Origin of the sequence: Neobacillus rhizosphaerae (assembly GCF_937468385.1) — a bacterium.
GTDB lineage: Bacteria > Bacillota > Bacilli > Bacillales > Cytobacillaceae > Neobacillus > Neobacillus rhizosphaerae.
In genome coordinates this window covers 1-20,700 of sequence record NZ_CALBWS010000042.1, presented here as the reverse complement: position 1 = coordinate 20,700, position 20,700 = coordinate 1, and the positions used below count along the sequence as shown (strand labels likewise).

The 20,700-nt window shown below is 42.3% G+C and carries 16 protein-coding genes; 13 read left to right on the top strand and 3 right to left on the bottom strand.

Features of this window, described 5'->3' with window-relative positions; all coding sequences use genetic code 11:
* Positions 1-14 precede the first annotated feature (14 nt).
* From pcrA to pruA, 4 genes are all read left to right on the top strand, one after another.
* Positions 15-2,279, top strand: a complete 2,265-nt coding sequence (pcrA, locus tag M5A78_RS22305) for a DNA helicase PcrA (protein WP_248737488.1) — start codon at positions 15-17, stop codon at positions 2,277-2,279.
* A 227-nt stretch (positions 2,280-2,506) separates the two neighbouring features.
* Positions 2,507-4,513 (top strand): NAD-dependent DNA ligase LigA, encoded by a 2,007-nt coding sequence (gene ligA, locus M5A78_RS22300; protein ID WP_248737487.1) that lies wholly within the window; start codon positions 2,507-2,509, stop codon positions 4,511-4,513.
* Between the two features lie 13 nt (positions 4,514-4,526).
* Entirely contained in the window at positions 4,527-5,690 is a 1,164-nt protein-coding gene (locus M5A78_RS22295; RefSeq protein ID WP_248737486.1) for a CamS family sex pheromone protein, read from the top strand.
* Between the two features lie 305 nt (positions 5,691-5,995).
* The gene (gene pruA, locus M5A78_RS22290; RefSeq protein WP_248737485.1) at positions 5,996-7,543 is read left to right on the top strand and encodes an L-glutamate gamma-semialdehyde dehydrogenase; all 1,548 of its coding nucleotides are present in this window, start codon (positions 5,996-5,998) and stop codon (positions 7,541-7,543) included.
* Between the two features lie 171 nt (positions 7,544-7,714).
* Here the strand turns inward: pruA and M5A78_RS22285 are convergent, their stop codons facing one another.
* Positions 7,715-8,524, bottom strand: a complete 810-nt coding sequence (locus M5A78_RS22285) for a hypothetical protein (RefSeq protein ID WP_248737484.1) — start codon at positions 8,522-8,524, stop codon at positions 7,715-7,717.
* Between the two features lie 236 nt (positions 8,525-8,760).
* Between M5A78_RS22285 and M5A78_RS22280 the strand changes: the two genes are divergently transcribed.
* The 7 genes from M5A78_RS22280 to M5A78_RS22250 all read left to right on the top strand — a co-directional run bounded on the left by M5A78_RS22280 (position 8,761) and on the right by M5A78_RS22250 (position 15,694).
* Positions 8,761-8,988: a hypothetical protein gene (locus tag M5A78_RS22280; RefSeq protein WP_248737483.1), complete on the top strand. Its 228-nt coding sequence runs from the start codon at positions 8,761-8,763 to the stop codon at positions 8,986-8,988.
* A 23-nt stretch (positions 8,989-9,011) separates the two neighbouring features.
* Entirely contained in the window at positions 9,012-9,998 is a 987-nt protein-coding gene (locus tag M5A78_RS22275; protein WP_248737482.1) for a hypothetical protein, read from the top strand.
* Between the two features lie 177 nt (positions 9,999-10,175).
* The gene (gene nirB, locus M5A78_RS22270; RefSeq protein ID WP_248737481.1) at positions 10,176-12,596 is read left to right on the top strand and encodes a nitrite reductase large subunit NirB; all 2,421 of its coding nucleotides are present in this window, start codon (positions 10,176-10,178) and stop codon (positions 12,594-12,596) included.
* Positions 12,593-12,913: a nitrite reductase small subunit NirD gene (gene nirD, locus M5A78_RS22265; RefSeq protein WP_248737480.1), complete on the top strand. Its 321-nt coding sequence runs from the start codon at positions 12,593-12,595 to the stop codon at positions 12,911-12,913. The genes nirB and nirD overlap by 4 nt, the downstream gene beginning before the upstream one ends.
* A gap of 21 nt (positions 12,914-12,934) precedes the next feature.
* Entirely contained in the window at positions 12,935-14,386 is a 1,452-nt protein-coding gene (gene cobA, locus M5A78_RS22260; protein ID WP_248737479.1) for a uroporphyrinogen-III C-methyltransferase, read from the top strand.
* 2 nt (positions 14,387-14,388) lie between these two features.
* Complete coding sequence (locus M5A78_RS22255) at positions 14,389-15,111, top strand: sirohydrochlorin chelatase (protein WP_248737478.1); 723 nt, start codon at positions 14,389-14,391, stop codon at positions 15,109-15,111.
* Complete coding sequence (locus M5A78_RS22250; RefSeq protein WP_248737477.1) at positions 15,077-15,694, top strand: NAD(P)-binding protein; 618 nt, start codon at positions 15,077-15,079, stop codon at positions 15,692-15,694. The genes M5A78_RS22255 and M5A78_RS22250 overlap by 35 nt, the downstream gene beginning before the upstream one ends.
* A gap of 1,084 nt (positions 15,695-16,778) precedes the next feature.
* On the opposite strand, the gene M5A78_RS22245 is transcribed toward M5A78_RS22250, so the two are convergent.
* Positions 16,779-17,258, bottom strand: a complete 480-nt coding sequence (locus tag M5A78_RS22245; protein WP_248737476.1) for a GNAT family N-acetyltransferase — start codon at positions 17,256-17,258, stop codon at positions 16,779-16,781.
* A gap of 219 nt (positions 17,259-17,477) precedes the next feature.
* Between M5A78_RS22245 and aceB the strand changes: the two genes are divergently transcribed.
* Together aceB and aceA are read left to right on the top strand one after the other, a co-directional pair.
* Positions 17,478-19,070 (top strand): malate synthase A, encoded by a 1,593-nt coding sequence (gene aceB / locus M5A78_RS22240; protein WP_248737475.1) that lies wholly within the window; start codon positions 17,478-17,480, stop codon positions 19,068-19,070.
* A gap of 69 nt (positions 19,071-19,139) precedes the next feature.
* Complete coding sequence (gene aceA / locus M5A78_RS22235; RefSeq protein ID WP_248737474.1) at positions 19,140-20,429, top strand: isocitrate lyase; 1,290 nt, start codon at positions 19,140-19,142, stop codon at positions 20,427-20,429.
* Between the two features lie 21 nt (positions 20,430-20,450).
* Here aceA and M5A78_RS22230 read toward each other — a convergent pair.
* Positions 20,451-20,700 (bottom strand): hypothetical protein (locus M5A78_RS22230; protein WP_248737473.1); only part of this gene is annotated, 250 nt, incomplete at its 5' end.

Genomic DNA, 20,700 nt, shown 5'->3' with positions numbered 1-20,700 from the left:
TGGTGGTGAAAGAAGTGCAATTTTTAACTGAAAAGCTATTAAACGGCTTGAACCCAGAGCAGCAAAGTGCTGTTAAAGCTACTGACGGCCCACTTCTATTGATGGCGGGTGCCGGCAGTGGAAAGACGAGAGTGTTAACGCATCGAATTGCTTATTTAATCGTAGAAAAACGAGTTAATCCCTATAACATTCTAGCGATCACGTTTACAAATAAGGCTGCGCGCGAAATGAGGGAAAGAATCGGGAAAATGATGGGTGGAGTTGCCGAAGAAATTTGGATTTCTACCTTTCACTCGATGTGTGTAAGAATCCTACGCAGGGATATCGATCGGATGGGCTTTAACCGCAATTTTACGATTTTGGACACGACCGACCAGCTATCTGTCATTAAAGGAATCCTTAAGGACAAAAATCTTGATCCGAAGAAGTTTGACCCTCGCGCGATCTTAGGGTCTATCAGCTCAGCTAAAAACGAATTGATTGAACCAGAAGAATATGCGAAAACGGCTGGAGGTTACTTTGAACAAACCGTAAGTGACGTTTACGAAGAATATCAAAAAAGGTTACGGAAAAATCAAGCGCTCGATTTTGACGATCTGATTATGATGACGATTCAATTATTTAAGCGCGTACCAGATGTGCTTGAGTATTACCAACGCAAGTTTCAATATATTCATGTCGATGAGTATCAGGATACGAACAGAGCGCAATATATGTTAGTCAAAATGCTCGCAAATCGGTTCCAAAATCTTTGTGTTGTAGGGGATTCTGACCAGTCGATTTACAGGTGGCGCGGAGCAGATATCGCCAATATTCTTTCGTTCGAAAAAGACTATCCGAACGCAACGGTTATTCTCCTCGAGCAAAACTATCGCTCTACCAAAAGAATTCTTTTAGCAGCAAATAAGGTCATCGCCAATAACATGAACCGGAAGGCGAAAAATCTTTGGACAGAAAATGCTGAAGGAAACAAACTGGTTTATTACCGTGCCGATAGTGAGCAAGGTGAAGCACAATTCGTTGCTGGGAAAATTAAAGAATTAACTAGAAACAGCTCCCATAAGCTTGCTGACATTGCCATTCTTTATCGCACAAACGCGCAGTCTCGTGTCATGGAGGAAGTGCTGCTTAAATCGAATATTGAGTACAGTATTGTCGGTGGCACAAAGTTCTATGACAGAAAAGAAATCAAAGACATGCTTGCCTATTTGCGCTTGATTTCCAATCCAGATGATGACATTAGCTTGCAGCGTGTCATCAATGTTCCAAAGCGTGGAATTGGGTCAACCTCGGTCGATAAAATCGCCGATTTTGCAACTATGCATGATATATCACTATACCAAGCAATTGACTCCGTTGAACTGATTGGGCTAAGTCCAAAAACTACAAAAGCAGCACGTGAATTTCGTGATTTAATCCGTAATTATACCAATATGCAAGAGTTCCTTTCGGTAACAGAATTAGTCGAAGAAGTTCTTGAAAAGACAGGTTACCGGGAGATGCTTAAAGCGGAAAAGTCGCTCGAAGCGCAGAGCCGCCTAGAAAACCTTGAGGAATTATTATCTGTTACGAAAAGCTTCGAAGATTCAAGCGAAGATAAAAGTCTAGTGGCTTTCTTAACTGACTTAGCGCTCGTTGCTGACATTGATTCGCTCGATGATGATGGGGAAAAAGCAGATTCAATCACCCTTATGACCTTGCACTCGGCAAAAGGATTGGAATTCCCAGTTGTTTTCTTGATAGGTCTGGAAGAAGGTGTCTTCCCGCATAGCCGCTCTCTGATGGAAGAAGTTGAGATGGAAGAAGAACGTCGCTTGGCTTATGTGGGAATTACCAGAGCAGAGCAATGCTTATTTATCACAAATGCCCAAATGAGAACATTGTTTGGCAGAACTAATATGAACCCGGCTTCAAGGTTTATCGCTGAAATACCAGAAGACCTGATTGAAGGTGTCGAACCGGAGACCCGCATGAATACGCCATTTGGTTCAGGTGGGAGATCATTTGGTTCATCAGGAACCTCTTTTGGAGGGCCAAGAAGTTCATTTGCCACTCCGGCAGCACAAAGAAAACCGGTGACACGACCAGTTTCAGCGGCATCTGGCGGGGAGGAAGTCGGCTGGAAGGTTGGCGATAAAGCCGAGCACGGTAAATGGGGAATTGGAACGGTCGTCAGTGTAAAAGGCCAAGGCGAAGGAACCGAGCTTGATATTGCCTTTCCGAGCCCGGTTGGCATCAAACGCCTGCTAGCTAAATTTGCACCAATTAAAAAGGCATAGCTATCGCACTTGGTAAAAGGGGCGGAGCGCCGTAAAAGCGAAACAGTTTATCCAATCTGAGCGGAAAATGTACATCCTTTTACTTTGAAAAAGTGAAGCCCAGTTTTGCTCGCACCGTATTATTAGGTTAGGATGGTTCTATTAATGGATTTCCAAAGGTGTGAAATGCCATTTGCGTTTTGAATGAGTTAGATAGGTGAGGAAAAAGTTAGGAAAGGGCTGAATAGATGGACCTTCAAATTGCGGAACAGAAAATTGCTGAACTTAGAAGCCTATTAAATCATTATGGCTATGAATATTATGTGTTAGATAAACCATCCGTACCGGATGCTGAATATGACAAATTAATGCAGGAGCTTTTGGAACTGGAAGGGAAATTCCCACAATTAAAGTCACCTGATTCCCCTTCCGAGCGTGTTGGCGGTAAGGTGCTCGATTTATTTGAAAAAGTGGAGCACCGGACGCCGATGTTAAGCCTTGGGAATGCCTTTAATGAACAGGATTTAAGGGATTTTGACCGCCGTATCCGTCAAGCGGTCGGCGATGACTTTTCCTATGTATGTGAGCTGAAAATTGACGGCCTCGCTGTGTCCTTACGCTATGAGGACGGTTTGTTTGTCCAAGGGGCTACCCGTGGGGATGGAACAATTGGAGAAGATATTACGGCGAATTTAAAAACGATTAAATCCATTCCGCTTCGTTTACGGGAACCTGTTTCGTTAGAGGTCCGCGGTGAAGCTTATATGCCAAAGCGTTCGTTTGAAGCCTTGAATCTTGCAAGAGAGGATCGTGGCGAGGAGCTTTTTGCGAATCCTCGGAACGCAGCTGCAGGATCACTTCGACAGCTTGATCCGAAGATTGCCGCTTCAAGAAGACTGGACGTCTTTCTATACGGAGTTGGAAATCCGGATGCCATTACGATAGGGGCTCATAGTGAAGGCTTGGATTACTTGGATCATCTCGGTTTTAAAACGAATAAAGAGCGGCGGAAATGCGCTTCCATTGAGGAAGTTGTCCAGTTTGTTAGTGGATGGGTAGAAAAACGCCCACATCTTCCCTATGAAATTGACGGAATCGTCATCAAAGTTGATTCCCTCAAGCAGCAGGCTGAACTCGGGACAACGGCAAAAAGCCCACGCTGGGCGATTGCGTATAAGTTCCCAGCAGAAGAAGTGGTTACCACTCTTTTAGATATCGAGTTAAGTGTCGGCAGAACCGGGGTCATTACACCTACAGCACTTCTTAAACCTGTAAAGGTAGCCGGAACAACCGTACAGCGTGCATCCTTGCATAATGAGGATTTAATCCGTGAAAAAGATATAAAAATTGGTGATAAAGTCGTCATTAAAAAAGCGGGTGATATTATTCCGGAAGTGGTCAATGTTCTGGAGGATCTGCGGACTGGCGAAGAAGTGGAATTCCATATGCCAACCCATTGTCCGGAGTGTGAAAGTGAGCTTATCCGGCTTGAGGGTGAAGTGGCATTACGCTGTATCAATCCTAAATGCCCGGCGCAAATTCGCGAAGGATTGATTCACTTTGTATCAAGGAATGCGATGAACATTGATGGGCTTGGAGAAAAGGTCATCAGCCAGCTGTTTGCGGAGAAATTAATCAGCGATGTTGCTGACATTTATAAGCTGACAAGTGAACAGCTAATAGCTCTTGAAAGAATGGGCGAAAAATCAGTTTCTAACCTATTAAAAGCCATCGAAGCTTCCAAAAGCAATTCACTAGAAAAGCTGTTATTTGGTCTTGGTATTCGTCATGTCGGAGCGAAAGCGGCCAAAACGCTGGCAATAAGTTTTGATACCATGAATAAACTTGCGATAGCTTCCAAGGACGAATTAATGGCGATTAACGAAATCGGAGATAAAATGGCCGAATCGATTGTTAGTTTCTTCGAACAAGAAGAAGCGAAAGAATTAATCGAAGAATTAGCCGCTGCTGGCGTTAATATGGAATATAAGGGAGCAAGACCAATTTCTCCTGCAGAATTTGACTCTATTTTTGCCGGAAAAACGGTTGTCCTTACAGGAAAGCTGGAGCAGTTATCACGAAATGAAGCCAAGGAAAAGATTGAAGCGCTCGGCGGTAATGTAGCAGGGAGCGTAAGTAAAAAAACACATCTCGTCATTGCGGGTGCTGATGCAGGTTCCAAGTTAGCAAAAGCACAAGAGCTGGGCATTGAAGTATGGGATGAGGAAAAACTTATAGTAGAATTAAATAATTAAGAGGTGTATCGACGTGAGAAAGCTCTCATTGCTCGCTCTCTCCCTTGTTTTTTTGCTGAGTGCCTGCGCACCCAACTTTCAGAAGCAAAATGAAGCTGTCCAAACAAAGGAGAAAGCAACAGGGAAGGCGATTATTCCTAAATATAATATATCTGATAAGTTTTATCGGACGATTTTGCCATTCCAGCCAGGGGAAGCACGCGGGCTGGTCGTTAGTAATATCAATACAAGATATGATTTAAATGAGTTTGAAATGGGCTTGATGAGGATAGCTCAAAATAGTTTTGATACAGAGAAATATTATTTTCAAGAAGGGCAGAAAATCAAAGGAAAGACAGTAAAACTTTGGTTGAATCGCCAGTACACAGATGCACAGCTAAAAGAAAATAAAATCAAAGAATCAGATAATATTGGCTTAAACCCAGTTAATTCCGGAACGGTCGCAGAACCAAGCAGCCCTATCTACTTAGCCCATATTTTAGAGCATGATTATTTAACAAAGGATGATAAGGGGAATGTTGCACTCGCTGGGGTGACGATTGGACTAGCTCTAAATTCTCACTACTATTATAAAGTTCCTCAAGGCAGTGGGACAATCGAAAAAGAGATGAAAATTCCTTTTGCTCAAATGGAAAAGGAAGGAAAGAAAATAGCGGAAGAAGTGGTCAAACGGCTGCGCGATATGAAGGACTTATCAGATGTGCCAATCACAATCGCTTTATTTGAACAACAAACTAAATCCTCCGTTGTGCCTGGCAGATTCATTACCTATACAACCGTTGATAAGGGCAGTTCGAGTTTAAAAAGCTGGGAAAATATTAATGAAAAGCACTATTTATTCCCTTCGACCGATGCCCAAAAAGACCATCGTGATGATTCAATCGCATTTTTAAACTTTAAGCAGGATGTAGAAAAATATTTTCCAAACTTTAATGGTGTAATTGGCAAAGCCTTTTATGTTGGGGATCAGCAGCAGGAATTGAATATCACGATTCCAATCCAATTCTATGGAAAAACAGAGGGAATTGGTTTTACTCAATACGTAACAGGATTAGTGATGGAGCATTTTCCTAAGTATCTTTCTGTTTCGGTAAGTGTAACCTCCGTAAATGGGCCTGAAGCACTCATCGTTAAAAAAGCTAATGATACCGAACCGTTTGTTTATATTTACCAATAAGATCCGGCTGTGAGGCTGGGTCTTTTTCTCTGAAAAAGGGGCGAAGCGTCGCAAAAATGAATGGGTCTATCCAATCGTAGTGAACAATATCCATTTCATGCGACGAATTATGTGAGGCTCAGCTCATTTCTGCTCACTCCGCCTTTATTGTGTTGGTGTACTACACATATCTCATGCATTTCATGATAGGTTGGAAGTTGAAACCAATGCAGGTTTTTTCGAATCTCCTTCATTGCGAGGCGTAAATGAATCATGATAGAATGGACAGTGGATGTAAACGTTTTAATACATAGGAGGTTTAAGAAATGGTACAACCTTATAAGCATGAACCATTTACAGATTTTACAGTGGAAGAAAACCGTCTAGCCTATCTTAAGGCGTTAGAAACTGTCGAAGGTTATTTAGGTCAAGATTATGATCTTGTTATCGGCGGTGAGAGAATTGCAACGGATGACAAAATCATTTCCTACAATCCAGCCAATAAAGAAGAAGTAATTGGCCGCGTTTCGAAAGCAAGCCAGGAGCTGGCTGAAAAAGCTATGCAGGCAGCAGTTGGAGCTTTTAAAACATGGAAAAAAACAAAGCCGGAAGTTCGCGCAGATGTGCTTTTTAAAGCAGCGACAATTATCCGCCGCCGCAAGCATGAGTTTTCTGCACTTTTAACAAAGGAAGCAGGGAAACCATGGAGAGAAGCGGATGCTGATACAGCAGAAGCAATTGATTTCCTTGAATATTATGGCCGCCAAATGTTAACAGTAAAAGATGGCGTACCAGTTCAAAGCCGTCCAAATGAATTCAATCGTTACAATTATATTCCACTAGGTGTAGGAATAATCATTTCACCATGGAATTTCCCATTAGCAATTATGGCAGGTACAACAGTGGCCGCGATTGTTGCCGGTAATACCGTTTTATTAAAACCAGCTTCAACTACACCAATTGTTGCGGCGAAATTTGTGGAAGTAATGGAAGAAGCGGGTCTGCCTAAAGGCGTCTTAAACTTCGTTCCAGGAAGCGGTGCTGAAGTAGGCGACTACTTAGTTGACCATAAAGATACTCGTTTTATCAGCTTTACAGGTTCACGCGATGTCGGTCTGCGCATATTCGAACGTTCGTCTAAATTGAATCCAGGTCAGGTATGGATGAAGCGCCTCATCGCTGAAATGGGCGGTAAAGATACAATCGTTGTTGACAGTGAAGCAGATCTTGAGCTTGCTGCTCAATCGATTGCTGCAGGAGCGTTTGGCTTCTCAGGTCAAAAATGTTCTGCATGTTCACGTGCAGTCATCGTTGAAGATGTATATGATCAAGTGTTGAACCGCGTGGTGGAATTAACCAATCAATTAACAGTCGGTGATCCAACTGAGCAAGGTACATTCATGGGCCCGGTTAATGACAATAATGCCTTCAAAAAAATTATGGAATACATTGAAATCGGCAAGGGTGAAGGCAAGCTGATGGCTGGCGGCGAAGGAGACAATTCTAAAGGCTATTTCATTAAGCCGACTATTATTGCCGATCTTGCACCAAATGCACGCATTATGCAGGAAGAAATCTTTGGTCCAGTGGTTGGTTTCACAAAAGCAAAAGATTTCACGGAAGCAATCGAAATTGCTAACAACACGGAGTACGGCTTGACAGGTGCTGTAATTACAACAAACCGCGCCCATTTGGAACAGGCTCGTGAAGACTTCCATGTTGGTAACCTTTACTTCAACCGTTCTTGTACAGGTGCGATTGTGGGCTATCAGCCATTTGGTGGCTTCAATATGTCCGGAACTGACTCCAAAGCGGGCGGCCCAGACTACTTGTTGCTCCATATGCAAGCTAAAACAACTTCCGAAATGTACTAATATCATAGAAAAAACCTCTTTCCACGGGAAGAGGTTTTTTACTATAGTATTAGAATTAAATTATTAGACATTGAGAATTATCCAGCCCAAGTAGCCAATCGGCTAGTGTATGTCACGCTTCTCCCTACGCCACTAAACGTGCGCCTGGCCTTATGGTGGTTTAGGCTCCTACTATGGCACATTCACGACAAACGGAACGGTAAATACTTTTCCTTCGTATTTAAACTGGCCCCAGACTTTATAAACTCCTTTTTCAGGAAAAATGGTCATAAATATGATATTCGGTCCATTTCCTGATGTGGTCATTGGATGGATGTGTAAGTATTTTTCAGCGTCGGCGCTCATAGCAACCGTATGGCCCATGGCCCCTAAATAGGGCTGCAGGTTTTTTATCGGTTTATTGGTTGCTGCATCATTGATGGTAAACGTCATATGGATAGTCTTGCCTGCAGCAAGTTGACTAAACGTGAGGGAAACCTTTTTGCCATCAACCACTTTGGTAAACTCTTTATCAGGAATGAGCGGTTCCTCCTTTGCCGGCTCTCCATCAATATGGAGCCAATGACTTTCCACACTACTATCACCACCGCCCTTTGGAGTAAACTCAGCAATAACCTTGTAGTCCCCTCCAGATGGGAAGGTTTCCGTAATATCAAATTCCCCATTCCCATGATATTTTGGGTGGATGTGGGAAAAATAAGCTAAATCTTTACTAACAATAAATAAATGCATTTTTTTCTCATGAACAGTTTCAAATGATTGGATTCGTTTATCAGATTTATCCTTTATTAAAATGGAAATGGGAATTTCCTTGTTTGCTTGCGGATGGTCCTCGATTTTCCATTCAGATTTTGTTGGCACCACATTCGTTGGTGTTGCACTCATTGTATGGCTCATAGTCGACTTAGGGACTTTTATGGAATTACAGGCAGATAGGAATACAGTGGAAAATAAAAAAATGACAATAACAATATGTTTCATGGGTCATTCTCCCTTCAAGGCATAGTCCATTTATTTAATGTACATTACCTTATTAAACCAATGCAAGAATTTTATGTAAAAAAGTAACCAAATACACTATAATGATGATAAAATAAGGAAAGCAAGTTGACAATGAAACAATTTAGCTAGGAAATTCGTCTGCTAAAGAAAAGAGAGATTTTACTAGTGTATCTTTGATGTTATTTGAATAACATGCAGGTTTTGGAGGAAAGCAATTGATACCGTTATATTTATTGCATATTACAACTGTTGAGCACAGTGAAAGCTTGCTTTGGACATTTTTAACCTGTAACGTATTTGTCGTCACAGCGGGAATTGTATTTATGTATAAATTATTTACCCAAAAAAAGGTCCGCGGTGCCGGAATCGTGTTTGGAATCGCCATAGCTATTAATTATATCCTAATAGCCATTTTTGGAGATCCATTTGACCTGCTGGGATAAGGTCCGGAGAGGGGATGATGTAATTGAAATATTACCGATTATGGGTTGTTGCCTTTTTATTAAAATTTATTGGGTCTGCCTGGGATGCTTCTTATCACTTTAAGTATTTGTTTGAAGAATATTCGATTCCCCATATTGTCAATACCCTTGGCTTTGCCTTGGGAGCCTATTTATTATTTCAGGAGTGGCGGCGCTCACATTACATGGATCAATTTTCACGAAATCTGATAACAATTGGATATGTATTGTTCCTAATCGGAATTCCCTTAGATTTTACCTATCACATTGCCTATGGAATTGATTTAACAACGTGGAGTCCGACCCATTTTATTTATTACATTGCCACAGGTATTATGATTTTTGGGGTCTGGCGCGGCTACTATAGGTTTACTAGAGATGTGAAACCGACCTGGAAGTCGATGCACACGTGGTTTGCGATGTTTTTACTTGAATGCTTGATGTTTCCGAATATGCAGCAGGAAAATGGAGCTATTTCTTATGATCAATATATTCATGGAAAGTCTATTGCCTCAAAGGAGATTCTCGAACTCATCTCAGACCCTGCGTCACAAATTTTTGGTGGTATCCCGGAGTGGGTTTATCCGATTTATTCTGTGTTAATGGTTGCCCTGCTGACGGTCATAATCATTCGGATTTTCCGCGACTTTAACATACCTGTCATGGGTGCAGTGCTTTATATCTTGCTTAGATTTGTCGGGAAGGCCACTTTTGCGGCGGTTGGTTATCCGACCTCCTATGTACCAATCACCCTTTTATTTATCCCGCTTTTCTATTTATTGTTTAGAAAAACTAACTGGATGGCTGGGTTAGCAGGCAGTTTGGTTTACTTCCTTGTACTATATGGCATCCATAAATCCGGTATGCTGATAACGCCGCCGCTGGAATTATGGGAGCTTGTCCCTGTTGCCATAATGGGTGTCCTAGTTCCAGTTATAATTGCACGTGTAAAACCTGTTCCACTGTTTAAAAAAAATAAACAACCAGCGTAACAAGAAGAGGGTGCCTGACACTCTCTTTTTTTATGACAAATATGTGAAATTCTTCACATATAGTGGTTAAAAAGTGACGTACCTCACAATTTTTTAAGACTCATGGATTTACAATTTAACTATATAGAAACCTTATTAATCATAAAAAAAGATTAAACATATAGGGAGAGACCCAAAATGAAAAAACTAGTGATGATTGGAAACGGAATGGCTGGAGTTAGAACGATTGAAGAAATCCTCAAAACGGCACCAGAGCAATTTGATATAACTATTTTTGGACAAGAACCATACCCAAACTACAATCGGATTAAATTATCTAATATCCTTCAGGGTGATACAAACTTTGAAGAAATTATCATTAATCCATTGGAATGGTACAAAGAAAATCAAATTCAATTATTTACAGGCGAAGCAGTTGTGAAAATTGATGTTGAAGCAAAACGTGTTATCAGTGACCAAGGCCGTGAAGTCGACTATGATGAGTTGATTATCGCGACAGGCTCGAATTCTTTCATCCTGCCCATTCCGGGTGCAGACAAAATAGGAGTAACAGGATTTCGTGATATAAAAGATTGTGAAATGATGATTAAATCAGCAGCACAATATAAAAAGGCCGTAGTGATTGGCGGCGGACTGCTAGGTCTTGAAGCAGCAAGAGGACTGTTGAATCTTGGGATGAAGGTTGACGTTGTTCACCTCATGCCCAATTTAATGGAGCGCCAGTTGGACCCAATTGCCTCTCATATGCTGAAAAATGAACTCGAAGCTCAAGGCATGAACTTTTTAATGGAAAAAGAAACCGTCGAAATCCTTGGCGACGAACGTGTAACAGGTCTGCGTTTTAAAGACGGTTCTGAAGTCGATGCCGATCTTGTTGTCATGGCGATAGGGATAAAATCTAATAAAGAAGTGGCAAAGAACTGTGGAATTTACGTCAATCGAGGAATTGTCGTCAATGATTTCATGGAAACCAGCGTACCACATGTATATGCGGTTGGAGAATGTGCTGAGCACAGAGAAATGGTCTATGGTTTGGTGGCGCCCTTATATGAACAAGGGAAAGTACTCGCCAACCGCATTAGCGGACTGGTCGGAGAACCTTATCAAGGCTCGATAACGGGGACACAGCTAAAGGTGGCAGGTATTGACTTGTTCTCAGCCGGAGAGATTTTTGAAGATGGTTCGACCAAATCAATCATGGTTTACAACGAATATGACGGCATTTATAAAAGGGTGTTAACAAGAAATAACTTGATTGTAGGGATTGTTCAATATGGTGACACAAAGGAAAGTACCAAGCTGTTCCGAATGCTAACGAAAAAAGAAGATATCAGTGGGACGGCAATTTTCCAAACAGAGTGTGGAACAGGGGACAGTAACGATGTTGCCGCGATGCCAAATGATGAATTGGTTTGTGGCTGTAATGGTATCACAAAAGGTGCGATTGTAGAGGCTATTCAAACACAAGGACTTACAACTCTTGATCAGGTCAGCCATTGTACGAACGCCGGTCGTTCTTGCGGCCGCTGTAAGCCAATGGTCAGCCAAATTCTTAAATATACACTTGGAGATCAATTTGATGCAGCTACTGCTCAGAAAACAAGCATTTGCGGATGTACCACTGTAAGCCGCGAGGAGTTGGTGGAGGAAATCAAGGCGAAGGGCTTAACAAGTGTGAAAGAGGTCATGAACGTCCTTGAGTGGAACAATGAGGAAGGCTGTACGAAATGCCGTCCTGCTATCAACTATTACCTTGGTATGATTCACATGGATGAATACAAGGATGACCGTGATTCCCGACTTGTCAATGAAAAGATGCACGCCAACATTCAAAAGGATGGAACATACTCCGTTGTACCGAGAATGTATGGCGGCATCACCACAGCGGCAGATTTGAAAAAAATTGCCGAAGTGGCTGAAAAATTTAATGTTCCTTTAGTAAAATTAACAGGTGGACAACGGATTGGTTTGTTCGGCGTGAAGAAAGAAGACCTTCCAGGTATGTGGGAGGAGCTGGATATGCCGTCCGGTTATGCTTACGGAAAAACACTTCGCACCGTAAAAACCTGTGTTGGCGCGCAATTCTGTCGCTACGGCACACAGGATTCGATGGCACTCGGAATTGAACTCGAAAAGAAATTTGAGCGTCTTGATACGCCGCATAAAGTAAAAATGGGTGTATCTGCCTGCCCAAGAAACTGCTCCGAAGCTGGAATTAAAGACATCGGCTTTGTCGGCATCGATGGCGGCTGGGAGATTTATGTCGCTGGTAACGGCGGTGTCGACCTTCGCCCTGCTGATTTACTGTGCACGGTGAAAACACAATCTGAGGTTATGGAAATGACCGGAGCCTACATGCAATACTACCGTGAAACGGCCAACTATTTGGAACGAACATCCAAATGGGTTGAACGTCTTGGACTGAAACATGTGCAGGAAGTCCTTGCAGATCATGAAACTCGTAAAGCATTAAACGAGCGTATGGATAAAACATTGAAAAAGTACATTGAACCTTGGAATGAAGCGATTCAAAGTGAAGAAATTCAAGATAAATATTATGTAAAACACACAATCATGGCAGGGAGTGAAACAAAATGATCAAAACGCTGACCCGAATTCCAGTAGCAAACTATTCGAATTTAAAGGCTAGGGCGGGCTATTCTATTAAAATGGATGACAAAGAAATTGCTTTATTTAAAATCTCAAACGGTAACGTTTATGCACTTGAAAACCGCAGTCCTCACCCAAAAGGTGGGGTCCTTTCGGAGGGACTTGTCAGCGGCGAATTTGTTTACTGTCCCGTCTTTGATTGGAAAATCTCGTTAATAGATGGTAAGGTGCAGGCACCGGACGATGGCCAAGTAACGACTTTTCAAGTGGAAATACATGAGGATATCGTTTTTATCGTTTTATAGAACAACAGGGAAGGAGGCTGCATGATGAAAGCAGGAAAAGTATTTTTAGTAGGAGCAGGACCAGGGGATATTGGTTTAATCACCGTTAAAGGATTGGAAGCCATTAAGCAAGCCGAAGTGATATTATATGACCGTCTTGCTAACCCAAAGCTATTGGATTTCGCCGTGGACGATTGTGAACTGATTTACTGTGGCAAACTACCTGACCGTCATATTTTACGCCAAGAAAACATCAACGACCTTTTGGTTGAAAAGGCATTAGCCGGAAAAACAGTCGTTCGTTTAAAAGGCGGTGACCCTGGCGTTTTTGGCCGCGTTGGTGAAGAAGCGGCAGCTCTTGTACAATACGAAATTCCTTTTGAAATCGTTCCTGGCATTTCATCGGGGATTGCAGCCCCTCTTTATGCGGGAATTCCTGTAACCCATCGTGAATATGCTGAATCCTTCGCAGTGGTAACGGCACATGACAAGTCGAAAGAGGGAAAGCCTTTGCTTGATTGGGAAGGCCTTGCTCGCAGTGTGGATACGATTGCTTTTTACATGGGAGTCGGAAATTTGCCGTTTATTTGTGAGAACCTATTGCGTTATGGAAAACCATCAACCACACCGGTTATTTTAATTCAGTGGGGTACATTCGGCCGCCAAAAGACTTTGCAAGGTACTCTTGCAGATATTTCTGCAAAGGTCTTGGAGGAGAAATTCAGTAATCCTGCGATTATCCTTGTCGGGGAGGTCATTGCTCTTCGGGAAAAAATCAGCTGGTTTGAGAAAAAGCTGTTGTATGGCCGACAAATATTGCTTGCTCGAACGAGTGCCGGCCCTAGTGAATTAGCAAGGGAATTGATGGATCAAGGTGCAGATGTAATTGAATTTCCGAAATGGAAAAAGGTCAAGCTACCTATTAATCTAGCAAAAGTGACAAGCTATGAAAAAATTTTTTTTGCTTCACCAGAAAATGTTGCTGAATTTTTTACAACTGTAATAGAAAGTGGAATGGATATTCGAAAAATACGTGCAGATTTCTATGGAGCATCTATTAAATCGATTAAGGCATTAAAGGAAAGAGGGGTTATCGCAAAGCTCTCAGAGGAAATGCCAGAGTCAGGTGACTTGCTCATTGTCGGTGATGACAGCACGTTGAAAAAAGAATATAGAAATGCAGATATATTAATCACCAGCAAGAAAGAGCTAGACTTTAAATTCGTTCCTATTTTTAAAAGAATGCTAGAGGAAGCGGATATCGATACAGTGGTATTCCCTAGCAGTGGGTCCGTTGAACCGTTTGTGGAAGGATTAAGAGAATGTGGCATAAGCGCTGAGGAGCTCTTAACGAATGTACAGGTTGTCAGTATGGGAAACCAAACAATCGATGCAGTTATGGACTTTGGTCTTCGGTCAATAGGAATGCCAAAAAAGGCAACAAAAGAAGCCTTGGTTGAATTCTTGGCAGCAAAGCAAGTTGAGGATGTGTAGGCATGGAGGCTATCATTTATATTGCCCATGGAAGCAGAAGGGAAGCCGCTAACGAGAAGTTTCGTATTTTTATCAAAAAGGTAATGGAGCAGTCTACTGCTGCCATCCAAGCCTATGGATATCTTGAACATGCCGAACCATCGATCAATCAGGCGATTGCAAGGTGTATTGAACAAGGGGCAGATGAGATCAAAGTTGTCCCTGTTTTCTTGTTGCCGGGTATTCATGCAAACATTGATATTCCAGTTGAATTGGAAAAACATCAAAACATTGTATGCCATTATGGGAAACCACTTGGTGTTGATGACATCATGACTGAGATTCTTGTCACCCGGTTGGCCGAGGCTGGTTTTGCGAAACGAGAAGAAGAGACGGTATTGCTGGTGGGGCACGGTAGCCGGGTACCTGAAGCGGAGGTTGAATTTGAAAAACTAGCAAAACGTTTAGCTAAGAAAATTGACAGAGCTGTTCACACTGCCTACTTAACCACTTCTCCTTTTTATCATGAAACGGCGGAAAGGCTTTTGGGTCAGAAGGTTTATATTCTTCCTCACTTCTTGTTTTCCGGAGGATATAACATCAAAATAAAGAAAGAACTCGATAAGACAGACGGGATGATTTTTTGCAGCCCGGTTGGTTTTGATGATAAATTAATATCGCTAATCGAAAAACGAACCAGTGAGGTGGGGAATGATCACAAATTATCCGATTATGTTACGGCTTGAAGGGAAAAAGGTAGTAGTGGTTGGCGGCGGAAAAGTGGCTGAGCGGAAAGTAACCGGTCTGCTTGAGACAGGGGCACGGGTGATGATGATTAGCCCGGAGGCAACGGATGAGCTTAAAAGGCTTGCAGATGAAGGCAAACTTGATTGGCAGCAAAGGCTATTTTCCCAAGATGATTTGAAAGATGCGTTTCTGATTTTTGTGGCAACAAATGATACGACATTAAACCAGCAAATTAAAGATTCAGCGGGGTGTCACCAGCTTGTCACGATAGCTGATGATCCAGATGGATCGGACTTTCATCTGCCATCCTATTTTCAACGTGGACGCTTAAGCATAGCTGTTGCAACCGGCGGTGCGAGTCCAATGCTTGCCAGGAAAATTCGTGAGCAGCTAGAGCAGCAATTTGATGAGACATATGAGGAGTATTTGGACTTTCTTTTTTTAAAACGGCAATGGATTCTACAGGAAGTAGCAGATGCCACATTAAAAAGAAAACTTTTAACAGCGATTGTTAGTCCAGAGTTTTTAAACAGCAACAATCGGGAAGTTGATTTTCAGCAGTTATACGAAAAGATGATTTAAAAGCGGATACCTTCAATGGGAGGTGCCGCTTTTTTAGAAAGAAAATACTTCTTTTTAGGGGGGATTTTTGGTATTCATTTTGCCCGAAGAAAGGATCTTTGTATGCGTTCTTCGGTCATAAAGAGAGGAAAAGCCGAAGTAGAAGTGCGCTACGTAGGCATTCTCATGCAAAAAGAGAGCAAAAGCCGAAGTAGAAGTGCTCTACGTAGGCATTCTCTAACCAATGAAGACTATTGGTGACCGGAATCGAGGGGGAAACGAAAAAGTGGTAACCAATGAAGACCATTGGTGACCGAAATCGAGGAAAAACGAAAAAGTGGTAACTAATGAAGACTATTGGTGACCGGAATCAAGGGGGAAACGAAAAAGTGGTAACCAATGAAGGCTATTGGTGACCGGAATCAAGGGGGAAACGAAAAAGTGGTAACCAATGAAGACTATTGGTTACCGGAATCAAGGGGGAAACGAAAAAGTGGTAACCAATGAAGACTATTGGTGACCGAAATCGAGGAAAAAACGAAAAAGTGGTAACTAATGAAGGCTATTGGTGACCGGAATCGAGGAAAAAACGAAAAAGTGGTAACCAATGAAGACCATTGGTGACTGAAATCGAGGAAAAAAGAAAAAGTGGTAACCAATGAAGACTATTGGTGACCGAAATCGAGGAAAAAAGAAAAAGTGGTAACCAATGAAGACCATTGGTGACTGAAATCGAGGAAAAAACGAAAAAGTGGTAACTAATGAAGGCTATTGGTGCTCTACGTAGGCATTCGCTTGAAAAAAGAGAGCAAAAGCCGATGTAGAAGTGCTCTACGTAGGCCTTCGCCCGAAAAAAGAGAGGAAAAGCCGAAGTAGAAGTGCTCTACGTAGGTACTCTCCCGAAAAAAGAGAGCAAAAGCCGAAGTAGAAGCGCTCTACGTAGGTATTCGTCCGAAAAAAGAGAGCAAAAGCCGAAGTAGAAGTGCTCTACGTAGGTATTCGTCCGAAAAAAGAGAGCAAAAGCCGATGTAGAAGTGCTCTACGTAGGCATTCGCCCGAAAAAAGAGAGCAAAAGCCGATGTAGAACCGCTCTACGTCCGATTAATTATCTAGGAAGTTTCCTAATCATAGTTTTAAATACAATTTCCTTTTGACAAAACTCCATTTCCTTCACAAAACCAAGTTTTTCGTAAAGATGGATAGCCCGGGTATTAAACGCTGCCACGGTAAGGCGGATAGGGCAGGGACCGTGCACTTCTCTAATATGATTAAGGATGTATGAAAAAAATAAAAGCCCTAACCCTTTACCTGTAAACATTGGATTCATTCCAATGCCGACATCTATGTAATCTTGAGGATAAGCGCTAAAATAGGTTCCATTCGGTACCTTTGCTGATTCTCCGATACAGAAAAATCCAATTAACTCTTCTTGCTGATCTAAAATTGCAAAATATGAGTTATTTAGCAATTCACTTCGTGCGTCCACGCTGAACTCATTGTTATAAAAGTCATAAGGTGCATCATAGCTCCAATTTAATATTTCCTCTGCGAAAATATCATCCATTTCCCTCACAAATAACTGCATAACGCACCTCCTCGCCCCTATAGGTCAGAATACTCATTAGATAAAAACGATATATATCACGCTCTTTGAACTATCTTTATAAAATTAACTATATATCAATAGGGGAATTTTACCTATTTTTATAAAACTTTCAGAAAAGTAGTTCCACTTTTGAAAAATGTGTTATATAATACAAAACTATAAAGGTAATTGTATTATAACAAAGAGGTGATGTAATTCATGTCGACTCAGACGACAGGTATTGAAGTGGTTGGGGCTCTGAAAGCCCAGTATGAAGAAATTTTGACACCCGAAGCATTGAATTTCATTGAAGAATTAGAGCAAAACTTTGGCGCAAGAAGAGTGGAACTGTTACAGTCCAGGCAAAAACGCCAAAAGGAAATCAATCAAGGAAAATTGCCGGATTTCCTTCCTGAGACAAAGCAGATCCGAAATGGCGACTGGACGATTGCGCCACTGCCGCAAGACCTTCAAGACCGCCGGGTCGAAATTACCGGACCTACAGATCGCAAAATGGTCATCAATGCTCTGAATTCAGGTGCAAAGGTATTTATGGCCGATTTCGAGGATGCCACTTCACCGACATGGGAAAATATCATCGAGGGACAAATCAACTTACGAGATGCAGTAAATCGGACGGTTAGTTTTGAAAATCCGAATGGGAAAAAATATGTGCTAAATGAGGAAACAGCAGTACTGTTCGTACGGGCCCGCGGTCTTCACTTAGAAGAAAAACATGTGTTATTGAACGGTAAACCAATCTCAGGAGGTTTTTTCGACTTTGGAATGTACTTTTTCCATAATGTAAAAAATTTATTAGCAAGAGGATCGGGTCCTTATTTTTACCTGCCAAAGCTTGAAAGCCACCTGGAAGCACGACTTTGGAATGATGTATTTGTCTATGCACAGGAGAGACTTGGAATTGCTCAAAGTACCATTAAAGCAACCGTCTTAATCGAAACGATCATGGCTGCGTTTGAGATGAATGAAATTTTATATGAGCTAAAGGAACACTCCGCCGGTTTGAACTGTGGCAGATGGGATTATATTTTCAGTTACTTGAAAAAGTTACGTAACAACGATGATGTCATTCTTCCGGATCGTTCCCAGGTAACGATGACCGCACCGTTTATGCGTTCGTACTCTTTACTAACGATTCAAACCTGTCATCGCCGCAAGGCCCCAGCGATGGGGGGAATGGCTGCTCAAATTCCAATTCGCAATAATCCGCAGGCAAATGAAGAAGCATTCGGAAAAGTTCGCGTTGATAAAGAGCGGGAAGCCCATGACGGTCATGATGGTACATGGGTAGCACACCCTGGGCTTGTGCCAGTAGCGTTAGAAGTATTCAACCGAGAAATGCCGATAGCGAACCAGATTCATACTGCCAAGCAGCAAAAAATCACCGTTACCGCTCAGGATTTACTTGAAGTACCCGGCGGAACAATTACCGAAGCAGGTGTCCGTACGAATATCAATGTGGGCATTCAATATGTGGCTTCCTGGTTATCGGGAAGAGGAGCTGCGCCAATCTACAATTTAATGGAGGATGCGGCAACAGCTGAAATTTCACGGTCCCAGCTTTGGCAGTGGATTCGCCACCCGAAAGGCAACCTAAACGATGGCAGGAAGGTAACGGCTGAGATGTATGAGCAATTGAAACTTGAGGAATTGGAAAAAATCAAGCAGGAAATCGGCGAACAAGCCTATGAAGGAGGAAGGTTTGACGAAGCAGTGAGATTATTTGACGGTTTAATATTAAAAAATGAATTTGTTGACTTTATCACTTTACCTGGATATGAGCTTTTGTAGAAGTTGCCTATGTTTTTTATAAGCTTTAATAAAAATACATTTTACTAGATTGGTAGGAGGAATTTGAAAATGACTGATTCGAGAGTAACTATGTTGCAGGAAAGCTGGGAATTAGATAAGCGTTGGCAAGGGATTACTAGACCGTATACGCCAGAGGATGTCATTAAGCTCCGCGGTTCCGTCGATATTGAACATACATTAGCACGGGTAGGCTCTGAAAAGCTTTGGAAGCTATTAAATGAAGAGGATTATGTAAATGCCCTTGGTGCGTTAACAGGAAATCAGGCAGTGCAGCAGGTTAAAGCAGGGCTGAAAGCCATCTACTTAAGCGGCTGGCAGGTGGCGGCAGATGCAAACCTTTCGGGGCATATGTATCCGGACCAAAGCTTGTACCCAGCGAACAGTGTTCCAAGTGTGGTCAAAAGAATTAATCAAGCATTGCAGCGTGCGGACCAAATCACTCATTCAGAGGGAGACAATTCCGTTGATTGGTTTGCTCCAATTATCGCTGATGCCGAAGCTGGCTTTGGTGGCCAGTTAAACTGCTTTGAATTAATGAAAGGAATGATTGAAGCGGGTGCGTCAGGCGTGCATTTCGAAGATCAGCTTTCTTCTGAGAAAAAATGTGGTCACTTAGGCGGAAAAGTATTGTTACCAACACAAACGGCGGTTCGCAACTTGATTGCCGCACGTTTAGCAGCGGACGTCATGGGCGTTCCAACGGTATTAGTTGCCCGGACGGATGCCAATGCTGCCGATTTAATTACGAGTGATATCGATATGAATGATGCACCGTTCATTACTGGTGAGCGGACTGGGGAAGGTTTCTTCCGAGTTAACGCTGGAATTGAACAAGCGATTGCTCGTGGTTTAGCGTATGCACCTTATGCGGACCTCATTTGGTGTGAAACCTCCGAGCCAAACATTGAGGAGGCAAAACAATTTGCCGAAGCGATCCATGAACAGTTCCCGGGTAAATTGCTAGCATATAACTGCTCACCATCCTTCAATTGGAAAAAGAAACTCACTGAAGAAACGATTGCTACATTCCAAGAGGAGCTTGGAAAAATGGGCTACAAGTTCCAGTTCGTAACCCTTGCCGGCTTCCATGCTTTGAACCACAGTATGTTCGAGCTTGCTCACGGCTACAAAGAGCGCGGGATGGCAGCCTACTCCGAATTGCAGCAAGCTGAATTCGACAGTGAGCAATACGGCTATACAGCTACACGCCACCAGCGTGAGGTTGGTACAGGTTACTTTGACCAAGTATCAATGGTCATCACAGGTGGAACATCTTCAACCACAGCACTGAAAGGTTCAACTGAGGAGGCACAATTTACGGGTGCCACTAAAAAATAAATGTAGTGTAATCCTTCTCTCCTATTGGAGGGAGGGATTTTTTAGTTGCCGCACACTTACTTGCGGATAAGGGGGTGTAACTTGCGTAAAAAGTGGTGCAACTTGCGGATAAGAGGGTGTAACTTGCGAATAAAGTGGCCAACTTGCGGATAATGGACTTCTGTCAATAAAATAGACTTTTTTCTGCCAAGTAGTGGCGTATTTTTTTCTTCCGCGCTTCATTCCCATTTCGCTTGGAGGCCTCGTACCTAAAGGAACAATTAAAAAAACA